The organism is Serratia ficaria, assembly GCF_900187015.1.
Classification (GTDB): Bacteria; Pseudomonadota; Gammaproteobacteria; order Enterobacterales; family Enterobacteriaceae; genus Serratia; species Serratia ficaria.
Map to the genome: position 1 here is coordinate 1,561,891 of NZ_LT906479.1, position 21,169 is coordinate 1,583,059.

The 21,169-nt window shown below is 63.5% G+C and carries 23 protein-coding genes; 15 read left to right on the forward strand and 8 right to left on the reverse strand.

Annotated elements, in window-relative coordinates; all coding sequences use genetic code 11:
• Positions 1 to 171: 171 nt before the first annotated feature.
• The 6 genes from CKW09_RS07460 (at position 172) to CKW09_RS07485 (ending at position 5,940) form a co-directional block, all read left to right on the forward strand.
• A complete protein-coding gene (locus tag CKW09_RS07460; protein ID WP_061797660.1) occupies positions 172 to 1,239 on the forward strand; it encodes a fatty acid desaturase in 1,068 nt (355 codons plus the stop codon).
• A 28-nt stretch (positions 1,240 to 1,267) separates the two neighbouring features.
• Positions 1,268 to 2,197 (forward strand): glycine betaine ABC transporter substrate-binding protein OsmF, encoded by a 930-nt coding sequence (osmF, locus tag CKW09_RS07465; protein ID WP_061797658.1) that lies wholly within the window; start codon positions 1,268 to 1,270, stop codon positions 2,195 to 2,197.
• A 76-nt stretch (positions 2,198 to 2,273) separates the two neighbouring features.
• Positions 2,274 to 3,428 carry an ABC transporter permease gene (locus CKW09_RS07470; RefSeq protein ID WP_161990705.1) on the forward strand — a complete coding sequence of 385 codons (1,155 nt, stop codon included), beginning with the start codon at positions 2,274 to 2,276 and terminating at the stop codon, positions 3,426 to 3,428.
• The gene (locus tag CKW09_RS07475; RefSeq protein ID WP_061797657.1) at positions 3,425 to 4,360 is read left to right on the forward strand and encodes an ABC transporter ATP-binding protein; all 936 of its coding nucleotides are present in this window, start codon (positions 3,425 to 3,427) and stop codon (positions 4,358 to 4,360) included. Before CKW09_RS07470 ends, CKW09_RS07475 begins: the two co-directional genes overlap by 4 nt.
• Positions 4,357 to 5,151 (forward strand): ABC transporter permease, encoded by a 795-nt coding sequence (locus tag CKW09_RS07480; protein WP_061797656.1) that lies wholly within the window; start codon positions 4,357 to 4,359, stop codon positions 5,149 to 5,151. Before CKW09_RS07475 ends, CKW09_RS07480 begins: the two co-directional genes overlap by 4 nt.
• 6 nt (positions 5,152 to 5,157) lie before the next feature.
• Positions 5,158 to 5,940, forward strand: a complete 783-nt coding sequence (locus CKW09_RS07485) for a phosphate/phosphite/phosphonate ABC transporter substrate-binding protein (RefSeq protein WP_165283104.1) — start codon at positions 5,158 to 5,160, stop codon at positions 5,938 to 5,940.
• 123 nt (positions 5,941 to 6,063) lie between these two features.
• Here CKW09_RS07485 and CKW09_RS24700 read toward each other — a convergent pair whose 3' ends face one another.
• The 4 genes from CKW09_RS24700 to CKW09_RS07500 form a co-directional block, all read right to left on the reverse strand.
• Positions 6,064 to 6,237: a hypothetical protein gene (locus CKW09_RS24700; protein ID WP_165283105.1), complete on the reverse strand. Its 174-nt coding sequence runs from the start codon at positions 6,235 to 6,237 to the stop codon at positions 6,064 to 6,066.
• Positions 6,238 to 6,338: 101 nt separating this feature from the next.
• A complete protein-coding gene (gene yedA / locus CKW09_RS07490) occupies positions 6,339 to 7,262 on the reverse strand; it encodes a drug/metabolite exporter YedA (protein WP_061797653.1) in 924 nt (307 codons plus the stop codon).
• Between the two features lie 116 nt (positions 7,263 to 7,378).
• Positions 7,379 to 7,870, reverse strand: coding sequence for a DUF2878 domain-containing protein (locus CKW09_RS07495; RefSeq protein ID WP_061797652.1), 492 nt, complete (start codon positions 7,868 to 7,870; stop codon positions 7,379 to 7,381).
• A 50-nt stretch (positions 7,871 to 7,920) separates the two neighbouring features.
• Complete coding sequence (locus CKW09_RS07500) at positions 7,921 to 8,574, reverse strand: helix-turn-helix transcriptional regulator (protein ID WP_061797651.1); 654 nt, start codon at positions 8,572 to 8,574, stop codon at positions 7,921 to 7,923.
• Positions 8,575 to 8,677: 103 nt separating this feature from the next.
• Between CKW09_RS07500 and CKW09_RS07505 the strand changes: the two genes are divergently transcribed.
• From CKW09_RS07505 to CKW09_RS07520, 4 genes are all read left to right on the forward strand, one after another.
• Positions 8,678 to 10,111: an MFS transporter gene (locus CKW09_RS07505; protein ID WP_095096428.1), complete on the forward strand. Its 1,434-nt coding sequence runs from the start codon at positions 8,678 to 8,680 to the stop codon at positions 10,109 to 10,111.
• A gap of 69 nt (positions 10,112 to 10,180) precedes the next feature.
• Positions 10,181 to 10,750: a helix-turn-helix domain-containing protein gene (locus CKW09_RS07510; protein ID WP_095096430.1), complete on the forward strand. Its 570-nt coding sequence runs from the start codon at positions 10,181 to 10,183 to the stop codon at positions 10,748 to 10,750.
• 2 nt (positions 10,751 to 10,752) lie between these two features.
• Positions 10,753 to 11,277, forward strand: a complete 525-nt coding sequence (locus CKW09_RS07515) for a GNAT family N-acetyltransferase (protein ID WP_095096433.1) — start codon at positions 10,753 to 10,755, stop codon at positions 11,275 to 11,277.
• Positions 11,271 to 11,720, forward strand: coding sequence for a GNAT family N-acetyltransferase (locus CKW09_RS07520; protein ID WP_231922129.1), 450 nt, complete (start codon positions 11,271 to 11,273; stop codon positions 11,718 to 11,720). The genes CKW09_RS07515 and CKW09_RS07520 overlap by 7 nt, the downstream gene beginning before the upstream one ends.
• Before the next feature lie 39 nt (positions 11,721 to 11,759).
• Here the strand turns inward: CKW09_RS07520 and CKW09_RS07525 are convergent, their stop codons facing one another.
• Together CKW09_RS07525 and ompC are read right to left on the reverse strand one after the other, a co-directional pair.
• Positions 11,760 to 12,608, reverse strand: coding sequence for a GNAT family N-acetyltransferase (locus CKW09_RS07525; protein ID WP_061797646.1), 849 nt, complete (start codon positions 12,606 to 12,608; stop codon positions 11,760 to 11,762).
• A 194-nt stretch (positions 12,609 to 12,802) separates the two neighbouring features.
• On the reverse strand, positions 12,803 to 13,888 hold the full coding sequence (gene ompC / locus CKW09_RS07530; protein WP_095096437.1) for a porin OmpC: 1,086 nt from the start codon (positions 13,886 to 13,888) through the stop codon (positions 12,803 to 12,805).
• Between the two features lie 241 nt (positions 13,889 to 14,129).
• Here ompC and CKW09_RS07535 point away from each other — a divergent pair, with 241 nt between their 5' ends.
• The 4 genes from CKW09_RS07535 to dinG all read left to right on the forward strand — a co-directional run bounded on the left by CKW09_RS07535 (position 14,130) and on the right by dinG (position 17,924).
• Positions 14,130 to 14,783 carry a glutathione S-transferase family protein gene (locus CKW09_RS07535; protein ID WP_061797643.1) on the forward strand — a complete coding sequence of 218 codons (654 nt, stop codon included), beginning with the start codon at positions 14,130 to 14,132 and terminating at the stop codon, positions 14,781 to 14,783.
• A gap of 133 nt (positions 14,784 to 14,916) precedes the next feature.
• Entirely contained in the window at positions 14,917 to 15,231 is a 315-nt protein-coding gene (locus CKW09_RS07540) for a carboxymuconolactone decarboxylase family protein (protein WP_061797642.1), read from the forward strand.
• A 35-nt stretch (positions 15,232 to 15,266) separates the two neighbouring features.
• Positions 15,267 to 15,674, forward strand: a complete 408-nt coding sequence (locus CKW09_RS07545) for a tautomerase family protein (RefSeq protein ID WP_095096442.1) — start codon at positions 15,267 to 15,269, stop codon at positions 15,672 to 15,674.
• A gap of 51 nt (positions 15,675 to 15,725) precedes the next feature.
• Positions 15,726 to 17,924: an ATP-dependent DNA helicase DinG gene (gene dinG / locus CKW09_RS07550; RefSeq protein ID WP_095096445.1), complete on the forward strand. Its 2,199-nt coding sequence runs from the start codon at positions 15,726 to 15,728 to the stop codon at positions 17,922 to 17,924.
• On the opposite strand, the gene CKW09_RS07555 is transcribed toward dinG, so the two are convergent.
• Complete coding sequence (locus CKW09_RS07555; protein ID WP_095096448.1) at positions 17,925 to 18,359, reverse strand: Lrp/AsnC family transcriptional regulator; 435 nt, start codon at positions 18,357 to 18,359, stop codon at positions 17,925 to 17,927.
• 137 nt (positions 18,360 to 18,496) lie between these two features.
• Between CKW09_RS07555 and CKW09_RS07560 the strand changes: the two genes are divergently transcribed.
• Positions 18,497 to 19,405, forward strand: a complete 909-nt coding sequence (locus CKW09_RS07560) for a DMT family transporter (protein WP_061797637.1) — start codon at positions 18,497 to 18,499, stop codon at positions 19,403 to 19,405.
• 13 nt (positions 19,406 to 19,418) lie between these two features.
• Here CKW09_RS07560 and prpR read toward each other — a convergent pair whose 3' ends face one another.
• Entirely contained in the window at positions 19,419 to 21,023 is a 1,605-nt protein-coding gene (prpR, locus tag CKW09_RS07565; RefSeq protein ID WP_061797636.1) for a propionate catabolism operon regulatory protein PrpR, read from the reverse strand.
• Between the last annotated feature and the right edge of the window lie 146 nt (positions 21,024 to 21,169).

Below are 21,169 nucleotides of genomic sequence, written 5' to 3' on the forward strand. Positions count from 1 at the left end.
TTCAGGTCCTTCTGATTATAGTTTCCCCGCCGCACGGCGGGGCAAGACGGCCAGATCGCCGGGCGGCTCATGCAACCAGCTGATTTTTAACTTTGCTTTGCCGCTTTCGTTATTTTGAGCGGCCCTGCGGCTCGCAGATACTGAGGAAAATCCCCTTACGCGAGCCGCAGCATGCCCCTGGAAAAAAGCCACAGCCACTATTTGCACCCTGAACAACGTCAGCGGATCCGGCAGCTTTATCGGCGTTGGTATTGGCGGTTGGAGCTGCCCACCTGGGGGATTATGGCGGCGGTATACGGCGGCTGGTTCGGCGTTGCGCACTATTGGCAGGCGCTGGGCCCCTGGCTCGGCACGCCGCTGCTGATCCTGCTCACCACCTGGTATCTGTCGCTGCAACATGAGCTGATCCACGGCCATCCGACGCGCTGGCCGCGGGTCAATCAGCTGTTCGGCCTGTTGCCGCTGGCGGTGTGGTATCCCTATGGCCTGTATCGCGATTCGCATATTCGGCACCACCGCAACGAACACCTGACCGATCCGCATGAGGATCCCGAAAGCTATTATTTCAGCGAGGCGCAGTGGCGGCGTTTTCCGCGGCTCTTCCCCGTGCTGGCCGGCGTGCGCAATACGCTGGCCGGCCGGGTGGCGCTGGGCCCGGCGTTGGATATCGCCGCCACGCTGGGCCAGGCGCTGAAGGCTGTCGCCGGCGGCGAGCGGCGCACGCTGGCGATGTGGCTGGTGCATCTGCTGCTGCTGGCGGCGGTGCTGCGCTGGCTGCAGGCGCAGGGCGTCGGCGCGGCATTTTATCTGCTGGCCGTCAGCTACCCGGCGCTGGCGCTGACCAAGGTGAGATCGTTTTTCGAGCACCGCGCCGTGGAAGCCCCGCAGGCACGTTCTATTATTAATGAGGCGGGCTGGCCGTGGCGGCTGCTGTTTCTCAATCTGAACTATCATTTAGTACACCATGATCTGCCGGGCCTGCCGTGGTACGGTTTACGCGAGGTGTATCTGGCGGAGCGCGGCGCCTATCGGCAGCGCAGCCAGGGATTCGTGGTGCAGGGCTATGGCGCGTGGGTGAACGATTATGCGTTTACGCCCATCGACGTCGGGGTCCACCCGTTCAGCGGCGGCGAGCCGCCTGAACAGCCGCCGGGCGATGGCGAAGCCTGGCCGGCGGAGACATTAATTGCGCGATGGAAGCGCGCTTCTCAAGATTTTCCAACCGATCTGGCCAAATAGCCGGAAAGCACACAACCAGAGGAAAAGTATGGCAATCACCCCATCACGCGGACGTTTCTTTGCACTGGCGCTGACCCTGCTGGCCGCCAGCGGCCTGGCGCAGGCGGCGGACTCGGTGCGCGTCGGTTCCAAGATCGACACCGAAGGCTCGCTGCTCGGCAACATCATCGTGCAGGTGCTGGAATCCAACGGCATCAAGACCACCAACAAGCTGCAGCTCGGCACCACCAAGGTGTTGCGCGGGGCGATCGCTTCCGGCGAGATTGACCTGTATCCGGAATACACCGGCAACGGCGCGTTCTTCTTCTCCGATGAGAAAGATCCGGCGTGGAAAAACGCTCGGGCCGGATTCGAAAAGGTGAAGCAGCTCGATTACGACAAAAATAAAATCGTCTGGTTGGACGCTGCGCCGGCCAACAACACCTGGACTATCGCCATTCGTCAGGACGTGGCGGACGCCAACCATCTGAAAACCCTGGCCGACCTTGGCAAGTGGATCAGCGGCGGCGGCAAATTCAAGCTGGCGGCGTCGGCGGAATTCATCGAACGCCCGGATGCGCTGCCGGCGTTCCAGAACGCCTACGGCTTCAAACTGAATCAGGATCAGCTGCTGTCGCTGGCCGGCGGCGATACCGCGGTGACCATCAAGGCGGCGGCGGAACAGACCTCCGGCGTGAATGCGGCGATGGCCTACGGCACCGACGGCCCGGTGGCGGCGCTGGGTTTGCAGACGCTGGAGGATCCTAAAGGGGTGCAACCGATTTACGCCCCGGCGCCGATCATTCGCGAAGCGGCTCTGAAGCAGCACGCCAATATCCCCGAGTTGCTGAAGCCGGTCTTCGCCTCGCTGGACGGCCCGACGCTGCAGAAGCTCAACGCGCAGATTGCGGTGGAGGGCCAGGACGCCAAACAGGTGGCGGCCGCTTACCTGAAAGAGAAAGGGTTTGTTAAGGGATAGCGCTGAGGCTCCCCCTCTTCCGCCGGAAGAGGGGGAGAACAGGGCCCATTTGTTATGGAGCCGGAGAGTTTCTTTGATTGCCGTAAATAACCGCGTATTACTGACACTGTTTATCCTGTTGCTGCTGGCCGCGTTTGGCCTGCCGTTCCTCAGCTATGCCCCCAATCGCCTGCTGTCGGGCAAAAGCATTTCCCTGATTTCCCTGTTGCACGGCCCGGCGCTGTGGCTGCTGCTGCCGATGCTGGCGCTGGCGATCCTCAGCCTGCTGCGGCCGCTGCGCCGCCGGGCCTGTTTGACGGCGCTGGCCGCCTGCGGTTTGCTGACGCTGACCTTCTGGCTCAGCGGCCACGCCGCCGGGCAGTTGGCGCAGCAGGGCTCGCGGCTGGCGCGCACCTCCTGGGGCAGCGGCTGCTGGCTGATGATGGCGTTGAGCCTGTTGATCGCCGCCGATGCCATGACGCGCATCACCGCTTCGCACCTGTGGCGCATTCTGGGCAATACGCTGGCGGTGCTGCCGACGGCGGCGCTGCTGTTCAGCCATCAGCTCGATCAGCTGTCGCTGCTGAAGGAATATCACAACCGGCAGGACGTGTTCGACGCCGCGCTGTGGCAGCATCTGACCATCCTGCTGGCGACGCTGGCGCCGGCGTTGGCGATCGGCGTGCCGCTGGGGGTGCTGTGTTTCCGCTCCGAACGCTGGCAGACCCCGATATTCTCTACGCTCAACATCATTCAGACCGTGCCGTCGATTGCGCTGTTCGGCCTGCTGATTGCGCCGCTGGCGGGGCTGGCGACGGCGGTGCCCTGGCTGGCGGAACACGGCGTCAGCGGTATCGGCATGGCGCCGGCGATAGTCGCCCTGGTGCTGTATGCCTTGCTGCCGCTGGTGCGCAGCGTGGTGGCCGGGCTGCAGAGCGTGCCGGCCAGCGTGATTGAATCCGCGACCGGCATGGGGCTGACCCGCGGGCAGATTTTCCTGCGGGTGCAGTTGCCGTTGGCGCTGCCGCTGTTTCTGACCGGGGTGCGCATCCTGGCGGTGCAGACCGTCGGCATGGCGGTGGTGGCGGCGCTGATCGGCGCCGGCGGCTTTGGCGCCATCGTATTCCAGGGGCTGCTCAGCAGCGCGCTGGATCTGGTGCTGCTGGGGGTGATCCCGGTGATCCTGATGGCGGTAATCGTCGATTCGCTGTTTAAATTCATTGTTTCAATTTTGGAAGTGTCGCGCCGATGATTCACTTTGACCATGTCAGCAAGATTTTTCAGGGCAAGCCGGCGGTGGACGACCTCAGGCTGCAGATCGCCGAGGGCGAATTCACCGTGTTGATCGGCACCTCGGGTTCCGGCAAGTCCACCACCCTGAAAATGATCAACCGATTGATCGAGCATGACGCCGGCAAGATTTACTTTGCCGGTGAAGAGATCCAGAAATTCAAACCGCAGGATCTGCGGCGCCGCATGGGCTATGCGATCCAGTCGATCGGCCTGTTTCCGCACTGGACGGTGGAGGAGAATATCGCCACCGTGCCGCAGCTGTTGAAATGGCCGCGCGCGCGCATTCGCGATCGGGTGACCGAGCTGCTGGAGCTGCTGCATCTGGAGCCGGAACTGTTCCGCAGCCGCTATCCGCATCAGCTGTCCGGCGGGCAGCAGCAGCGGGTGGGGGTGGCGCGCGCGCTGGCCGCCGATCCCGAGGTGCTGCTGATGGATGAACCCTTCGGCGCGCTCGATCCGGTGACGCGGGCGGCGCTGCAGGCCGAGATTGCGCGCATTCACCAGCTCTCGGATCGCACCATCGTGCTGGTCACGCATGACATCGACGAGGCGCTGGGGCTGGCGGACCGCATCGTGCTGCTCGATCAGGGGCGGGTAGTGCAGCAGGGTACGCCGCTGGAACTGTTGACCGAGCCGGCCAATGACTTCGTGCGCGATTTCTTTGGCCGCAGCGATCGCGGCATCAAGCTGTTGGCGCTGGGCAGGGTCGCCGAACGGGTGCGGCCCGGCGTCGCCGAAGGCGAACCCATCGCCGCGGCCATGAGCCTGCGCGAAGCGCTGTCGGTATTCGTGGCGCGCGGCAGCGATCGCCTGCCGGTGGTGGGCGAACGGGGGGAGGCGCTGGGGGTGCTGCACTTTACCGATCTGATCGCCGACAAGGCGCTGTCATGAGCCGGCAACAGGCGCCGCAGGGCGCGCGTCGGCTGCGCCGGTTACGCGATCCGCTGCCCTGGACGCTGGCGCTGTTGTTGGCGCTGGTGTTCGGCATGACGCATTTGCACGGCCTGTTCGCCGCCTGGTTTCCCGATCTGGAACGGCCGGTATATCAGCAGGACAGCTTTATTTCGCTGGTGGGCGCCCACCTGTCGCTGGTGGCGGTTTCCAGCCTGATCGCCGTGGCGATCGGCGTGGCGGCGGGCGTCGGCGTTACCCGCCGCGCCGGGAAGGAGTTCCGCTCGCTGGTGGAGACCCTGGTGGCGGTGGGGCAGACCTTCCCGCCGGTCGCGGTGCTGGCGGTGGCGGTGCCGGTGATGGGCTTCAGCGAGCAGCCGGCGATCATTGCGCTGGTGCTGTACGGCCTGCTGCCGATCCTGCAGGGCACGCTGGCGGGCATCGAGTCGGTACCGGCTTCCACGCGTGAAATCGCCCGCGGCGTGGGGATGAGCGCCTGGCAAATTTTATGGCGCGTCGAGCTGCCGCTGGCGGCGCCGGTGATCGTCGCCGGCATTCGCACGTCGGTGATCATCAACATCGGCACCGCCGCCATCGCCTCCACCGTCGGCACTAAAACGCTCGGTTCGCCGATCATCATCGGCCTGAGCGGGTTTAATACCGCCTATGTGATCCAGGGGGCGGCAGTCGTGGCCCTGCTGGCTATCATTACCGACATGCTGTTCGAACGTTGGGTTCGTTATCTCACCGCCTGGCGTCAGCAGACGCTGGCCACTTCTTCAGCGGGGTAAGGGCAAATGAGGCAGGTATCTTTACCGATGTACGGCGTCGGCCATCAGCAGGCCGAGTCTTTCTGGCGGGTGCTGCGCGGCAAATTGCTGCAGCTGGGGTTGGAAGCGCTGCCGGAGCAGCTCAGTTGGCCGGATAACTTGGCGCAGCACTGGCAGCGCGACGATCTGCTGCTCAGCCAGACCTGCGGTTACCCGCTGGTCAGCACGCTGCCGCAGGTGCAGCTGGTCGGCACTTATCATTACCGCGTAGAAGGCTGCGACGGCCCGAACTACCGCAGCTGGCTGGTGGTGCGCGCCGAGGATCCCGGCGAGCGGCTGGCCGATTTTCGCGGCCGGGTGGCGGCTTACAACAGCACCGATTCGCAGTCCGGTTACAACGGCCTGCGCGCGCTGGTCGCGCCGCTGGCCCAGGACGGAAAGTTTTTTGGCAGCGCCATCGCCTCCGGCGCGCACTATCAGTCGCTGAAGCTGATCCAGAGCGGGCAGGCGGACATCGCCGCCATCGACAGCATCAGCATGGAGCTGCTGCGCCGCGCGCAGCCGCGGGCGCTGGACGGTTTGAAAATTATCGGCCGCACCGCGGCGGTGCCGGGCTTGCCGCTGATCACCTCGGCAAGCACGCCGCCGGAACAGCTGGAGATACTGCGCGCCGGCGCCAGGGCGATGCTGGACGAAACGATCGGCGACAGCCTGCTGATCGGCGATTTCAGCCTGGTGCCGCGTTCGGCCTATCAGGCGATCAGCGCGCTGGAGCAGCAGGCCGCGGCGCAGGGCGTAACGGCGCTTTAACGCTAAGCAAGGTTGCTGATCTGCCGCCTAGACAGCTGGGCCAGTTGGCGCTCATCGCTTTTTCAGCCGCGGGAGAGCAGCCCAGCGCAGCGCCATGTACGGTGGCGCTGGCGGTACGGGGGATTACTTGGCCTGAAGGCTGTCTGCCGGCGCCTGAGTGGCGGAGGCGTCGCTGGCGGCGGTTTCTTCTTGCGGCGTGGTGGAACGGGTGTAGATGTTCAACCCGGCGAGGAATACGCCGCCCAGGGAACCGAAGGCGCACAGGGCGATGACGACGACGAACGCTTTTTTCAGCATAGGAATGATTTCACGGTTGCTCGGAACAGCGGGAATTATAGACCCTTCGCCGGGTGAAACAAGAATCGTTTTTAACGGCGGCCCGCAGACCGCCATTTTGGTCACCGTTTTTCACATTCCACCGATCGCACGCCGGCCGGGCGGGCGAACAGGTATTTCCCCAGCGTCACCAACACCACCGCCGCAACGATAATCACCAGCGCCATCCATTCACGCGGCGCCAGAGATTCGCCGGCGAAGCCGATGCCGAGCAGCACCGCAACCACCGGGTTAACGTAGGCGTAGCTGGTGGCGACCGCCGGCCGCACGTTCTTCAGCAAGAACATGTAGGCGCTGATCGCCAGCATCGAGCCGAAGATTATCAGATACCCCAGCGCGAAAAAGCCGCCGGCGCCTGGCATCTGGCCGAGGTGCTCGCCGCTGAGCCGGCTGGCGACCAGCAGCACCGCGCCCGCCACCAGCATCTCCGCCGCCCCGGCCATGGGCCCGACGGGCAACGAAATGCGCGATCCCAGCACCGAGCCGAAGGCCCAGCTGGCCGAAGCCAGCAGGATCAGCAGCGCGCCGGTCGGATTGCCGACCAGGTTATTGCCGGTATTCAACAGCACGATGCCCACCAGCCCCAGGGCGATGCCCGCCCATTCCAGCCGGGTATTGCGCATGCCCCACAGCAGGCTGAAACACAGGGTGAACAGCGGCACGGTGGCGACCATCACCGCGGCGATGCCGGAGGGCACATGCTGATGCTCCGCCACCGTGACCAGGCCGTTGCCCACCGCCAGCAGCAGAATGCCGATGGTGCCGGCGGCCAGCCACTGCTTCGGCGTCGGCAACGCATGGCCGCGCAGCGCCAGGAAGCTGAACAGCAGGATGCCGGCGGTCAGAAAGCGGATGCCGGCCATCATCAGCGGTGGCCAGCTTTCTACGCCCAGACGAATCACAAAGTAGGTGGAACCCCAGACAATATATAACGTAAACAGCGCCCCAACCAACGGCAGGACGTTACGGCTATTTTGGCTCAGCATGGATGTTTATTCTGCAGGGAAGGTTATTATTAGAGGACTCAGTAAACCCGATCGGACAGCGAATAAGCAACGGCTTTGCGAACTTTTTTTGCCGGGGCGAAGGCCATTAACGGCCTTCAGAACCCGCTCTTTTTCAACTGCAGCCAACTCACCGCCGGCAGATAAACCGACCCGCCGATGGCGAGCAGCAGCAGCATGATTTCCGGCGGCACGCCCGGCTGCAGCGTGCCCAGCTTCCAACTGACGGCGTAGGCGAAAGGCCCGACGACGGCGCCTGACACCGCCAACGGCCAGGGGGCGGCTCTGACCACCTCCAGCACCCAGCTCCACCAGCAGCCGAAGCCTACCCACAGCGCGATCACCCACAGCGGCAGGCCGATATGATTGTGGTAATGCAGCACGCCGCTGTAGCTCCACAGGCCATCCATGCCGATGCCGCCGAGGGCGGCGATCAACGCGCCTTTGCGCCGGGAGCCGGGGGTGAAGATCAACGCCAGCGCGGCGCCGGCCAACAGAATGCCGTTGAGCCGGTCGTGGGTCAGCAGCGCCAGCAGCCAGCAGACGCCGAGCCCCAGCGTCGCCAGCCAAAATCCGGCATGAGGTTTCATGGCTCTTCTCTCGTTGACGGGTTAATGCGTTTCATTGCCGCGATCCGCTTTTACGATACGGAAATGCGGTAGGCGCAGCGGCGCGCGCCGGCCAGAATGTGCTCGGAACGTTCTACCTGCGCCTGCAGCACTTCGGCAAAAACGCTCAGCTCCGCGCGGCAAAAGCCCTGACAAACGGTGGCGGCGGCGCAGATTGGGCAATGGTTCTCCACCAGCAGGTAAGAGCCGTCCTCCTGCTGACGCCATTCGGCCATGTAGCCTTCGCGGCTGCGGATGGCGGCCAGCCGCGCGACGCGTTCCTGCAGATCGGTGGCGCCGATCATCGCCTGCTTGTAGTTGATGCGGGTTTCCTGCTCGCGGGTGTCGATCAGCAAATCGACCGCTTGCTCGCCCAGTTTGTCGCGCACGGTACGCAACAGCTGGACCGTCAGTTCGGCGTGGGTGTCCGGAAAACGGGCGTTGCCGGCGACGGTCAAATGCCACAGCTGCACCGGGCGCCCGACGCCGCGCGTTTCGGCGACCGCTTCCACCAGGCCTTCTTTCGCCAGCTTCACGAACTGCTGCCGCGCCGCTTCACCGGTGGTGCCAAGGACTTTTCCTGCCTCTGAGGCTTGCTGCGGGCCGCGGGTTTTCAACAGCGTCAGCAAACGGTCGCTGACCGATTGTGCTGTGCTTACGCCATTTTCCAAGTTTATTCTTGACATATTTCTCCGCCTCGCCCTAATTTATTCCAAGATAACTCTTGTTAAATTTAGCGCAATATCACCCTCAACTCAATGCCATTACTCTGAAAACAGGACCACCACCGTGATAACCAACGATGATAGCCGCTGGAGCGATCTTTTTTCCGGCAAAAACGCCGCCAGTGCGATCGCGCTCTCACTCGGCGTTGCGCTGCATGCGATCAATATCCTGGTCGCCACCACCATTCTGCCTTCGGTAGTGCAGGATATTGGCGGCCTGGATCTCTACGCCTGGAATACCACGCTGTTCGTGGTGGCGTCGATTCTCGGTTCGGCGCTGTCGGCCCGCCTGCTCAGCGGTTACGGCGCGCGCAGCGCTTATCTGGTGGCCTCGCTGTTTTTCATCGCCGGGGCGGCGCTGTGCGCGCTGGCGCCGTCGATGCCGGTGATGCTGATTGGCCGCACGGTGCAGGGGTTCGGCGGCGGCCTGATCTTTGCGCTCTCCTACGCGATGATTAACCTGGTGTTCGAACAGAAACTGTGGCCGCGCGCGATGGCGCTGATCTCGGCAATGTGGGGCATAGCGACGCTGGTGGGGCCGGCGGTAGGCGGCATTTTTGCCGAACTGCACGCCTGGCGCTGGGCCTTCGGCATTCTGTTGCCGATCATGGCGCTGTACGCCGGCTTTACCTTCATGATCCTGCCGAAAGGCCGGCCTCGGCAGGCGGCGGCGCCGCTGCCGTTGGCCCAGCTGGCGCTGTTGGCGACGGCGGTGCTGGTGGTCTCCGCCGGCAGCCTGGCGGACAGCGCCTGGCTCAATCTGGCGGGCATCGCGCTGTCGCTGGCGCTGATGGCCTGGCTCATGCGGCGGGAGGGGCAGTCGCGCGCCCGGCTGCTGCCGCAGGGCGCGTTGCGACGCGGTTCTGCGCAGGCCTCGCTGTACCTTACCGTTTCGCTGCTGGTTATCGGCATGACCAGCGAGATTTTCGTGCCGTACTTCCTGCAGCTGCTGCACGGCCAGTCGCCGCTGATTTCCGGTTATATCGCGGCCACCATGGCGGCGGGTTGGACGCTGTCGGAAATTCTCAGCTCCGGCTGGCGCGGGGCGGGCATCCGCCGGGCGATCGTCAGCGGGCCGCTGTTTGTGCTGGTGGGGCTGCTGGCGCTGGCCATCCTGATGCCGGTGCCTTCCGGCGGCCACTGGCTGGCGCTGGCGCCGATCGTCATTGCCCTGACGCTGGTCGGGTTCGGCATCGGTTTTGGCTGGCCGCACCTGCTGACGCGCATCCTGCAGGTGGCGTCCGACGCGGACAAGGACATCGCTGGCGCGTCGATCACCACGGTGCAGCTGTTCGCCACCGCCTTCGGCGCCGCGCTGGCCGGCATGATTGCCAACCTGGCCGGGTTGAACGAGCCGGGCGGCGCAGCCGGGGCGGCTTCGGCGGCGCGCTGGCTGTTTTTGCTGTTCGCCCTGGCCCCGCTGCTGGCGGTGTTCAGCGCCTGGCGCTGCGCGGCGATTGAGCCGCCGGAGCGCCGGCGGCAAAACGATCACGTTTAAATTCGCTTGACCAATCCCTTATTTGAGATTATTTCTCTTATATGAGATTTCAACGGTGGGGCTTACACAGTGGATAACGGATTGGACAATGCCGACCTCAGGCTGGCGCAGCGGCTGGCCGATTTGCGCCAGCGGCACGGCTGGTCGCTGGAGGAGCTGGCGCAGCGGACCGCCATCAGCCGGGCGACGCTGTCGAGGGTGGAACGGGGAGAAACCAGCCCGACGGCTTCATTGATGAACCGGCTGTGCGCCGCCTATGGGCTGACCATGTCGCGCCTGTTGAGCGAAATAGAAGACGAGCCGCCGGAGCTGCTGCGCCGGGAGCAGCAGCCGGTGTGGGTAGACGGCGCCAGCGGCTTTCACCGCCGTTCGGTTTCGCCGCCCGCCGCGCTGTACAGGGCCGAGTTTGTCGAAGGCCGGCTCGAGGCCGGTGCGTTGATCGACTATGACATGCCGTCCATCCCGGCGCTGGAACACCATTTATGGCTGCTGGCGGGTAGCCTGGAGCTGACGCTGGAGGGCCGCACTTTCCGTCTGGCCCCCGGCGACTGCCTGCGCTATCGGCTGTTCGGCGCGTCAAGATTTCACATCCCCGGCGCTGAGCCGGCCCATTACACCCTCGTTATCTGCAGGCCATAACCATGACTGACATACAACAACTGGACGCCGCCGCGGCGGAACGCGCGATCCCGGAACTGGCCGATATGCTGCTGGCCAGCGTGGCGCAGGGGGCCAGCATCGGCTTTGTGATGCCGTTTACGCTGGAGCAGGCGCAGGCCTTCTGGCGTCGTCTGCTGCCGGCGATTGAGCGGGGCGATCGGGCGATGCTGGTGGCGCGCCAGGCCGGGCGGGTGGTCGGCACCGTGCAACTGCTGCTGGATATGCCGGACAACGGCCGCCATCGCGCCGAGGTGCTCAAGCTGATGGTGCATCCGCAGGCGCGCCGGCAGGGGATTGCCCGTCAGCTGATGCTGGCGCTGCAGAGGCTGGCGGCAGAACATCGGCGCCATCTGCTGGTGCTGGACACCCTGACCGGCGATACCGCCGAAGGCCTGTACCGCCGGCTGGGCTTCGAACTGGCCGGCAGCATTCCGCAGTACGCCATGGCCAGCAACGGCGGCGCATTGGACGCCACCAGCTATATGTATAAATTGCTGCCGTGCTGACCATCGAATCTGTCGAGGCGGTTTCCCCGCAGGCGCAGGCGCTGATGACGGAACTGTCGGCGCGGTTGGCGGAAATTACCGGCGACGGCGGCGCAGCTTCATTTGATGCCGCTGCTCTCGATGCCGATGGCGGATGTTGCCTGTTGGTGCGTAATGCTGCCGGTGAAGCGATAGCCTGCGGTGCGTTACGTCGGCTGACCGCTGAGGTTGCGGAATTAAAGCGCATGTACGTTCGTGAGGCCGGTAACGGCATCGGCGGTTATCTGCTGCACGCTCTGGAGCAACGCGCACGGCTGCAGGGGTATCGGCAGCTGTGGTTGGAAACGCGCCGGGTCAATCAGCGAGCGGTCGGATTCTACCTGGCGCGGGGGTATCGGGTGCGTGAAAACTATGGCCGTTATCAGGGGAATGCGCAGGCGCTCTGCTTCGAGAAAACCTTGTGACGATACCGCAGGCGCCTGGCCCCTGCGGTACGCCGGCGGTTATTGCGGGCTGGCCAGGGTCATCATCATTTCAAACTGGCGCAGCGGCTCCTGCCGCCAGCCGAGCCGCTCGAAGAACGGCGCCGCCACCTCGGGAACGTAAACGCCGGCCGCCAGCGGCAGCGGCGCGAACCGCGTCTGCAGCGCGGCCAGCAGCGTGCGGGCATGGCCTTTGCCGCGCTGCGGCGGCGGCACATAAATCATGCGCAGGAAGCATTTTTCGGCGCCGGGCATCACCACCGCGTAGGCCTGGCGATCGAGGGTAAAGGCGCGCGGCTTGCCCGGCAGCTTGAACAGCGTTTCGGGGGCGACCAGCCAGGGCTGGTCGGTGGCGCCCTCCGCCGTGAGGCGGTGGCTGAGGAGCAGCGGGTCGATCTCCTGCAGCGCGACGCTTTCCGCCGGCGCAGGCTCCGGCGCCTGATGCCCGGTCAGGGTGCGGACGATGCGCAGCCCGGCGCGGTGGTACAGCGCCAGCCCGGCGTCGTTGTGTTCGATCACTTCCAGCGACAGCCGCCGGTCGCCGCGCGCTCTGGCATCGCTGACCAGTCGCCGCATCAGCGTCTGGCCCAGGCCTTTGCCGCGCATTTCCGGCCGGATGGACAGCGCCGCCACCCGGCTGTGCTGGCCGCGGCGGGCGATCAGCGCGATGGCTACCGGTTGCTGGCGGTGAATGACGACAACGCTGTCGCCAAGGCTGAGATCTTCGGCGCCGAAGCGGCCGGCGAAGCCGGGGCCGTCGATCACGAAGGGAACGAGATAGTCTTCGAAACAGTGGCTGAGGATATGCGCCAGTTGCTCGCTGCTGTAGCCCAGGGCATGGCGGTATTCAAACGGTCCGTCGTTGTGCATGGCGGTTTCCAGTGAAAGGAAGGAAGCTATACATCTAGACCCGTTTGTTTTGTTAGGCAAGTTTGTCCCTGGCGTTCCGTGATATGGGCGGCGCTGATCGGCACAAAAGAAAAAAGCCGGACGCAGCCGCCCGGCGAAATAAACTCTGGGTGATCAAATACAGCTAAAGTTTGCAGTGGTGGTTATTCGTAGCATCAGAACTGGTAGGTCAGGGCGACGGCGATCACGTCGTCGTCTTTCAGACCCAATTTATTATCGTTGTCGAGCTGGTTGATTTTATAGTCAATATAGGTCGACATATTTTTGTTGAAGTAATAATACGCGCCCACGTCGATGTATTTAACCAGGTCGGCATCGCCGATGCCTTCAATATCTTTACCTTTCTGCTGGACATAACCCAGCGATGGGCGCAGGCCGAAATCGAACTGATATTGCGCCACCAATTCCAGACCTTCCGCTTTATTGGCGAAGCCGCTGACGCTTGAGGCATTAACGGGAACGGAAATAGGTGCGATATTACGGCTCTGCGAATAAGTCGCGGCCAGGTAAACGTCGTTGTTGTCATATTTCATGCCGGCGGCCCAGATATCGGCCCTGTCGCCTTTACCGAAGGTGCCCGCTTTCTGGCTGGCGGTGCGGTTGGAAGAGGCATAGGCGGCGCCGAAGCTCAGGCCGTCGATGACTTCGTAGCTGGAAGACAGGCCCCAGCCGTCGCCGTTCGCCTTGCTGCCGGAGCGGCCGTCGTTTTCGTTCTTGCCCTGATACTGCACCGCGAACTTCAGGCCGTCGACCAGGCCGAAGAAGTCGTTGTTGCGGTAGGTGGCGACGCCGTTGGTGCGGCCGTTCATGAAGTTGTCGGTTTTAACGTAGGCGTCGTCGCCGAATTCCGGCAGCATATCCGTCCAGGCACCGACGTCATAAATGATGCCGTAATTGCGGCCGTAGTCGAAGGAGCCGATATCTTTATATTTCAGACCGGCGAAGCCCAAACGGGTTTTAGTGTCTTTCGCGCTGTCGGATTCAGTATGGTTAGCGGAAATTTGATATTCCCACTGGCCGTAACCGGTCAGCATGTCGTTAATCTGCGTCGCGCCTTTAAAACCGATGCGCACGTAGGTTTTATCGCCATCGTTGCCGGTATCGTCAGAGAAATAGTGCAGTGCTTTTACCCGGCCGTAAAAATCAAGTTTATTACCGTCTTTATTGTAGATTTCTGCTGCCTGTGCTGTCTGCGCAATTAAAAGTGCCGGAATAATAACGGCCAGAAGATTAGGTTTCATGGTTTACCCTGCTTTATTCGATTGAAAGACGCTTATCATCAGTTGCATTGCTGTGTTGCCGCGCCGCCTGAATGTTGGCGGCGGAGATTTTTTACCCTAGTAATGTGATCCATTTATGACAAAATATTCATTTCCGTATCGTTCGATTAAAAAAGTCGCGTAAAGAGTGAATTTTCTCGCCGGACAACTGTCGGCGGCTGGTCTACAGTTAGCGATAGCGTTCCTGATTGCAGGAGGAATCATGCGTGATACTTATACATTGCTTGGCGCCTGCGGCAGCGGCTCGACCATCGTCGCCGCCGCGCTGGAACTGACCGCTTTCCCCTGGGGTTACGAGGAGGTGGACTACGCGCTCGACAGCCCGGAACGCGACCGCCTGCTGGCGCTGAATCCGCTGGGGCAGGTGCCTACCTTAATTCTGCCCAATGACGAAGTGATGACGGAAAGCGCGGCGATAATCCTGTTGCTGCACGATCGCGCGCCGCACGCCGAGCTGGCGCCGCCGGCCGGTTCCGCGCTGTTGCCGCGTTTCCTGCGCTGGCTGATGTTTATCAACGCCGAAATTTACCCCACCTTTACCTATGCCGATCATCCGCAACGCTGGTTGCCGAAAACGCGGGAGCCGGAGCGCCTGGCGGAGGAGATCCTGCGCTATCGCCAGCAATTGTTGCTGCAGCTTGACGCCGCCGCCAGCGAAGCCGGGCCCTGGTTCCTCGGCAAAACCTTCAGCGCGCTGGATCTGTACGTGGCGGTGATGTGCAACTGGCGGCCGGGCCGACGTTGGTTCCTGCCGCAGGCCCCTCGGCTGCTCGCCATCGCCGGGCGGGTCGAGCAGCGCCCGGAACTGAATGCGTTGTTCCAGGCGCATTTCGACCACGTCGCCCCGCTGGAGTAGACCTTGCCCCTCGCGTCAAACGGGGGGCATTAACCATCCCGTTTTTATGAACCTTTAGCGTTGAAAATCCCGATTTTCACCCGCTGCGTCGGCGAGTAGCCTAGGGCCATTCGTTAACCGACAGGAGTGTGTGATGCCATCAAGTCAACCGCCCGGCCAACAGGCCTTCGGCGATATCGCCCCCAAGCTGGCGCAGCTTAGCGACAGCGTCTTATTCGACGACGTCTGGCGGCGGCCGCAGCTTGCCCCGCGCGAGCGCAGCCTGATTACCGTCGCCGCCCTGGTGGCGCTGAATCGTCTGGAGCAGCTGCCGTTTCATTTGCAACTGGCGCAGCGCAACGGCGTCAGCCGCGAACAGCTGGCCGAACTGATCACCCATTTGGCGTTTTACGCCGGCTGGCCCGCTGCGGCCTCCGCGGTGGCGCGCCTGCGTGAATTGGAATTATAGGGGCGAATGTTATGCCCCCTACGGGAGAGTAACCCATGCCTTTTAGCCGCATTGCCCTGCATCAGGGAAAATCCGCCGACTATCTGCGTCGGCTGTCAGACAGCCTGCAACAGTCGCTGGTCGACACCTTCAGCGTACCGCCGGCCGACAAGTTTCAGGTTATCGACCAGTACCGGCCCGGCCAGCTGGTGTACGATCGCGACTACCTCGGCGGGCCGCGTTCGGCGGATTTCGTGTTGTTTTACATCACCATCGGCCGCCCGCGCGACACCGCCACCAAGCAGCGCTTTTATCAGCGGCTGGCGGCGCTGCTGGCGGAAAACCTGCAGCTGCGCCCCGAAGATCTGATGGTGGTGATCACCACCACCCGGTTGGACGAATGGTCGTTCAGTGCGGGGCGCGCCTCAATGATTGAAACTCCGGCGTCGCCCGGGCTGACGTGACCCTCGGTCTGTGGGACAATGGCGCCATCATTTCGTTTAGATAAGAGTTGAATGGCGCTCTCCTCCGCAGTTAAAGATCAGATAGGCCAGTGGTACAAAGCCCTGCAGCAACAAATACCGGATTTTATTTCCCGCGCTCCCCAGCGGCAGATGATCGCCGAAGTGGCGAAAACCCTGGCCGGCGACTACCCGCGCCATCTGGCGATCGAAGCGCCGACCGGCGTCGGCAAAACGCTGTCCTATTTGATCCCGGGCATCGCCGTCGGGCGTGCGGAGAGCAAGCCGCTGGTGGTGAGCACCGCCAACGTGGCGCTGCAGGATCAGATCTACAGCAAGGATCTGCCGCTGCTGAAGAAGATCATTCCCGACCTGAAGTTCACCGGCGCCTTTGGCCGCAGGCGCTATGTCTGCCCGCGCAACCTGGCGGCGATGAGCACCGACGTCAGCGAGCAGGGCGATCTGACGCTGTTTCTCGACGATGAGCTGGCGCCTTCCAGCGGAGAAGAGCAGGCGCTGTGCCAAAAGCTGACCAAGGCGCTCAGCCGCCACGAATGGGACGGGCTGCGCGACCATTATCAGCTGTCCATCGCGGATCCGCTGTGGGCCAAGCTGAGCACCGACAAGGCCAACTGCCTGGGGCGCAACTGCCACTACATCCGCGAATGCCCGTTTTACCTCGCCCGCAAAGAGATTGAGAACGCCGACGTGGTGGTGGCCAACCATGCGCTGGTGATGGCGGCGCTGGAGACCGAGTCGGTGCTGCCGAACCCGAAAGAGCTGCTGCTGGTGCTGGACGAAGGGCACCATCTGCCGGAGGTGGCGCGCGACGCGCTGGAGATCGACGGCGAAATCACCGCGCTGTCCACCAACCTGCAGCTGGACACGATCGTGCGCCAGGTCGAACAGTGCATGACCCAATACCGGCCGAAGAACCCGCCGGGGCTGGCCAACGGCGAGCGGCTGAAGAATCACTGCGAAGAGCTGCGCGAGCTGGTGCAGGTCTTTGAACGCCAGGTCAGCCTCTTTCTGCCCACCGACAGCGTGGTGGCCGAGCATCGTTTCGAAATGGGCGAGCTGCCGGCGGAGATGGTGGAGAGCTGCGCGCGGCTGTTCAAGCTCACCGACGCGCTGCGCGGGCTGGCGGAGTTCGTGCTTAACGATCTCACCGAACAGACCGGCAAACACGACATCATGCGCCTGCACCGGGCGATCATTCAGATGAGCCGCACCCTGGGCTATCTGGAGGCGATGAGCAAGCTGTGGCGGCTGGCGGCGCTGGACAAATCCTCCAATGCGCCGATCTCCAAGTGGGTGACCCGCGATCTGCGCGATAACGTGACCCATCTGTATCTGCACTGCGTCGGCATCCGCGTCAGCGACCAGCTGGAAAAGCTGCTGTGGCGCAAGGTGCCGCACGTGGTGGTCACCTCGGCGACGCTGCGCTCGCTGAACAGCTTTGCGCGGCTGCAGGAAATGAGCGGGCTGAGCGAGAAGGCCGGCGACCGTTTCGAGACGCTGTCTTCGCCGTTCAACCACGTTGAGCAGGGCAAGATAGTCATCCCGCAGATGCGCTTTGAACCGGCGATCGCCAACGAGGCGGAACATTTGGAGGAGATGGCGCGCTTCTTCCGCGCCGAGCAGGCCGGCGGCCGGCACAAGGGCATGCTGATCCTGTTCAGCAGCCACCGGGCGATGCAGACCTTCCTCGGTTACGTCACCGATCTGCGGCTGATGCTGCTGGTGCAGGGCGATCAGCCGCGTTACCGGCTGGTGGAGGAGCACCGCAAACGGGTGGAAAAGGGGGGCGCCAGCGTGCTGGTCGGCCTGCAGTCGTTCGCCGAAGGGCTGGATCTGAAAGGTGAACTGTTGACCCAGGTGCACATTCACAAGATTGCCTTCCCGCCGATCGACAGCCCGGTGATCGTCACCGAGGGCGAATGGCTGAAATCGCTGAAGCGTTATCCGTTTGAAGTGCAGAGTCTGCCGAGCGCCTCGTTTAACCTGATCCAGCAGGTTGGCCGTTTGATCCGCAGCAACGAATGCCGCGGCGAGATCGTGATTTACGATCGGCGGCTGCTGACCAAAAGCTACGGCGCGCGGCTGCTGGCTTCGCTGCCGGTGTTCCCGATAGAACAACGCGCGGTGCCCGCAGCCGACAAGGCGCACCTGGCGGCGCTGAAATCCGCCGCCGACGCGGCGAAGAAAGAGAAAAAACGCGGCAACCCTTTCGCCAAGCGGCGCCGGCGTTAGCTACCGCAGCGGCGGCAGGCGGCGCTTCACCGGCGTGGTCTTCACTATCGAGGTATTGCTCTGCGCGTGCTCGGCCAGCCGATCGAGGATCTGGTCGAGCTGCTCCATCGAATGCGCCACCAGGCGCACGATGAAGCAGTCTTCGCCGGTCACCTTGTCGCACTCAATCGCCTCGGGAAGCGCCTGGATCAGCTGTTCGACCTTCTTCAGCATGCCCGGCAGCGGCTTGATGCGCACCAGCGACTGAAAGGCATAGCCGAGCGCCTGCAGATTGACGTTCAGGGTATAGCCCTGGATCACGCCGTTTTCCTCCAGCCGCCGCAGCCGCTCGGCAGTGCTGGGTGACGACAGCCCCGCTTTGGCGCTCAGCGTTTTCAACGACGCTCGCGCTTCTTCGGCCAGAATGGTCAGGATCTGGCGATCGATATCATCCATAACGCCTCCATTAGGTATTCTGTCATTTTTACCTGCAATAAAAAGGCAGTTAAGCATATTGGCCTTATTTATGCCATGGAAAGCCGCGCCGCAAAGCCGCAAGCTAAGCCCCTTGGCTGAGCATTGAGGAAAACGGCATGAATGCGGAGATAAAGCGCGGTTCGGTAGAGATGGTTGCGGCGATGTTGATTTCCGGCAGCATCGGCTGGTTTGTGCTGATGTCCGGGCAATCGGTATTCAACGTGGTGTTCTGGCGCTGCGCGGTGGGGGCGCCGGTGCTGCTGGCGATTTGCGCGGCAATGGGCCAGCTGCGTCCCGGCATCCTGACGCGGGCTACGCTGCTGCTGGCCATCGCCGGCGGCGTGGCGCTGGTGATCAACTGGCTGCTGCTGTTCGCCGCCTATTCTTACGCCTCCATTTCCATCGCCACCGCCGTGTACAACACCCAGCCGTTTATGCTGGTGGGGCTGGGGGCGCTGTTTCTCGGCGAGCAGCTGACCGCCCGCAAGCTGCTGTGGCTGGCGCTGGCGTTCGGCGGCATGATGATGGTGGTGCTGGCGCAGCCGCGGCAGGCGGGCGGGCAGAACCACTATCTGCTGGGCATTGCGCTGTCGCTCGGCGCGGCGTTTTTCTATGCGCTGATGGCGTTGGCCGCCAAGCGGCTGAAGGGCACGCCGCCGCACGTGATCGCGCTGATCCAGGTGACCGTCGGGGTGGTGATGCTGTTGCCGCTGGTGGATTTCCAGGCGCCGGTCAGCGCCGGGCAATGGGGCATGCTGGCGACGCTGGGCGTGCTGCACACCGGGCTGATGTACGTGCTGATGTACGGTGCGCTGCAGAAACTGCCGACCAACCTGATCGGCTCGCTGTCGTTTATCTACCCGATCGCCGCCATGCTGGTGGATCGCTTGGCGTTCGGCCATCGGCTGGTGGCGCTGCAGCTGATCGGCGCGGCCGTCATTCTGCTGGCGGCGGCGGGCATGAACCTGCTGGGCGAGCGGCGGCTGCGCTTGACGCCGGCGCCGGACGGCCAGCGCGGCGGCTGAGGCGGCGAGGTGATCAGGCCTGTTTTTTCAGCCGGCGCCATAAGGTGGTGCGGCTGATCCCCAAAAATCGGGCGGTGGCGGCGTGATCGCCACCGAACCGCGCCAGGGCCGCCTGCGCGCTGGGCGGCGGCTCCCGGGTTCCGCAGCGCGGCGGCGCGGCGGCCAGCTCCGGCAGCAGCCAAAGCAGGGTTTCTTCGGTCGGCGCCGCGCCGGTGCTCAGCATCAGCGCCAGCCGTTCCATCATGTTGCGCAGCTCCCGAAGATTGCCGGGCCAGGCGTAACGCTGCAGCGCGGCGTAGCAACCGGCCATGCCGGCGCGCAGCGGCTCCGTCAGCGGCACGTCGAGCGCCGCCAGCGACTGCTTCAGAAAGTGTTTAGCCAGGGCGGGAAGGTCGTCGCCTCGCTCCCGCAGCGGCGGCAGATGCAGGCGCAGGGCGCTCAGGCGATAGAACAGATCGGCGCGAAAATCCCCCTGCCGAATCGCCTGCTCCAGATGGCTGTGGGTGGCGCTGATGACCCTAAAATCGACCGCTACCGGCCGCTGGCCGCCCACCCGGGTGACGGCTTTTTCCTCCAGCGCGCGCAGCAGCCGGGTTTGCAGATGGCGCGGCATTTCGCCGATCTCATCCAGAAACAGGGTGCCGCCGTTGGCGGTCTCCAGCAGCCCGCGCCGGCCGCCGCGCCGCGAGCCGGTAAAGGCGCCTTCCTCATAGCCGAACAGTTCGGCCTCCAGCAGCGATTCGGCGATGGCGCCGCAGTTGATGGCGACGAAAGGCGGCGTTTGCCCTCTGGGCAAGGTGCCGCGGCGGGAAAAATACTCCCGGTGGATCGCCTGCGCCGCCAGCTCCTTGCCGGTGCCGGTTTCGCCCTCGATCAACACCGCCGCCGGGGAACGGGCGTACAGCAAGATGGTGCGCCGCACCTGCTCTATCTGCGGCGAGGCGCCCCGCAAGTCGCCGAGCCCGTAGCGCGGTTGCAGCAGGTTGCGCGCGGCGTCATCGCCGCTGCGTTTGGCGTTGGCCTGCACCAGACGGGTGACGTCCAGCGCGTCGCTGAAGGCGGCGCGAATGGTGGCGGCCGAATAGAGAAAAATGGCGGTGAGCCCGGCTTCTTCCGCCAGACTGCTGATCAACCCTGCGCCGACCAGGGTCCGAATGCCGGCGGCTTTCAGTTCGGCGACTTGGTCGCGGGCGTCCTCTTCGGTGACGTAGCTGCGCTGTTCCAGCGGCAGGTCGAACGTTTGCTGGAACTCCAGCAGCGCAGGCAGCGGGGCTTTATAGGTGATGACGCCGATCCGTTCGCTGGTTTTGCGCGCTTTGCTCAGCGCCTGCAGCAGGTCGAAACCGCCGGGCTTGATCAGGATCACCGGTATCGACAGGCGGCTTTTCAGGTAGGCGCCGTTGGAGCCGGCGGCGATGATGGCGTCGCAGTGCTCGCTGGCCAGCTTTTCGCGGATGTGCCGCACCGCCTCCTCGAAGCCCAGGCGAATCGGGGTAATGGTCGCCAGGTGGTCGAACTCCAGGCTGATGTCCCGGAACAGGTCGAACAGGCGGGTAACGGAAAGGGTCCATATAACCGGTTTGTCCTGAACGCCGGGTTGGGGGTTGTCGTCGCGCATTTAAGGGTCACCAAACCGAGGAGATGCTTTAGGTGTAGCCGCGTTTCAACGATGTTTCAAAAAAATAGTGAAACGCGGATTGCAACGCCTGTTGAAACCCTGGCGCTCCGCCGGGCGCGCTTGAGCAGGCAGATTGAAATTCACTT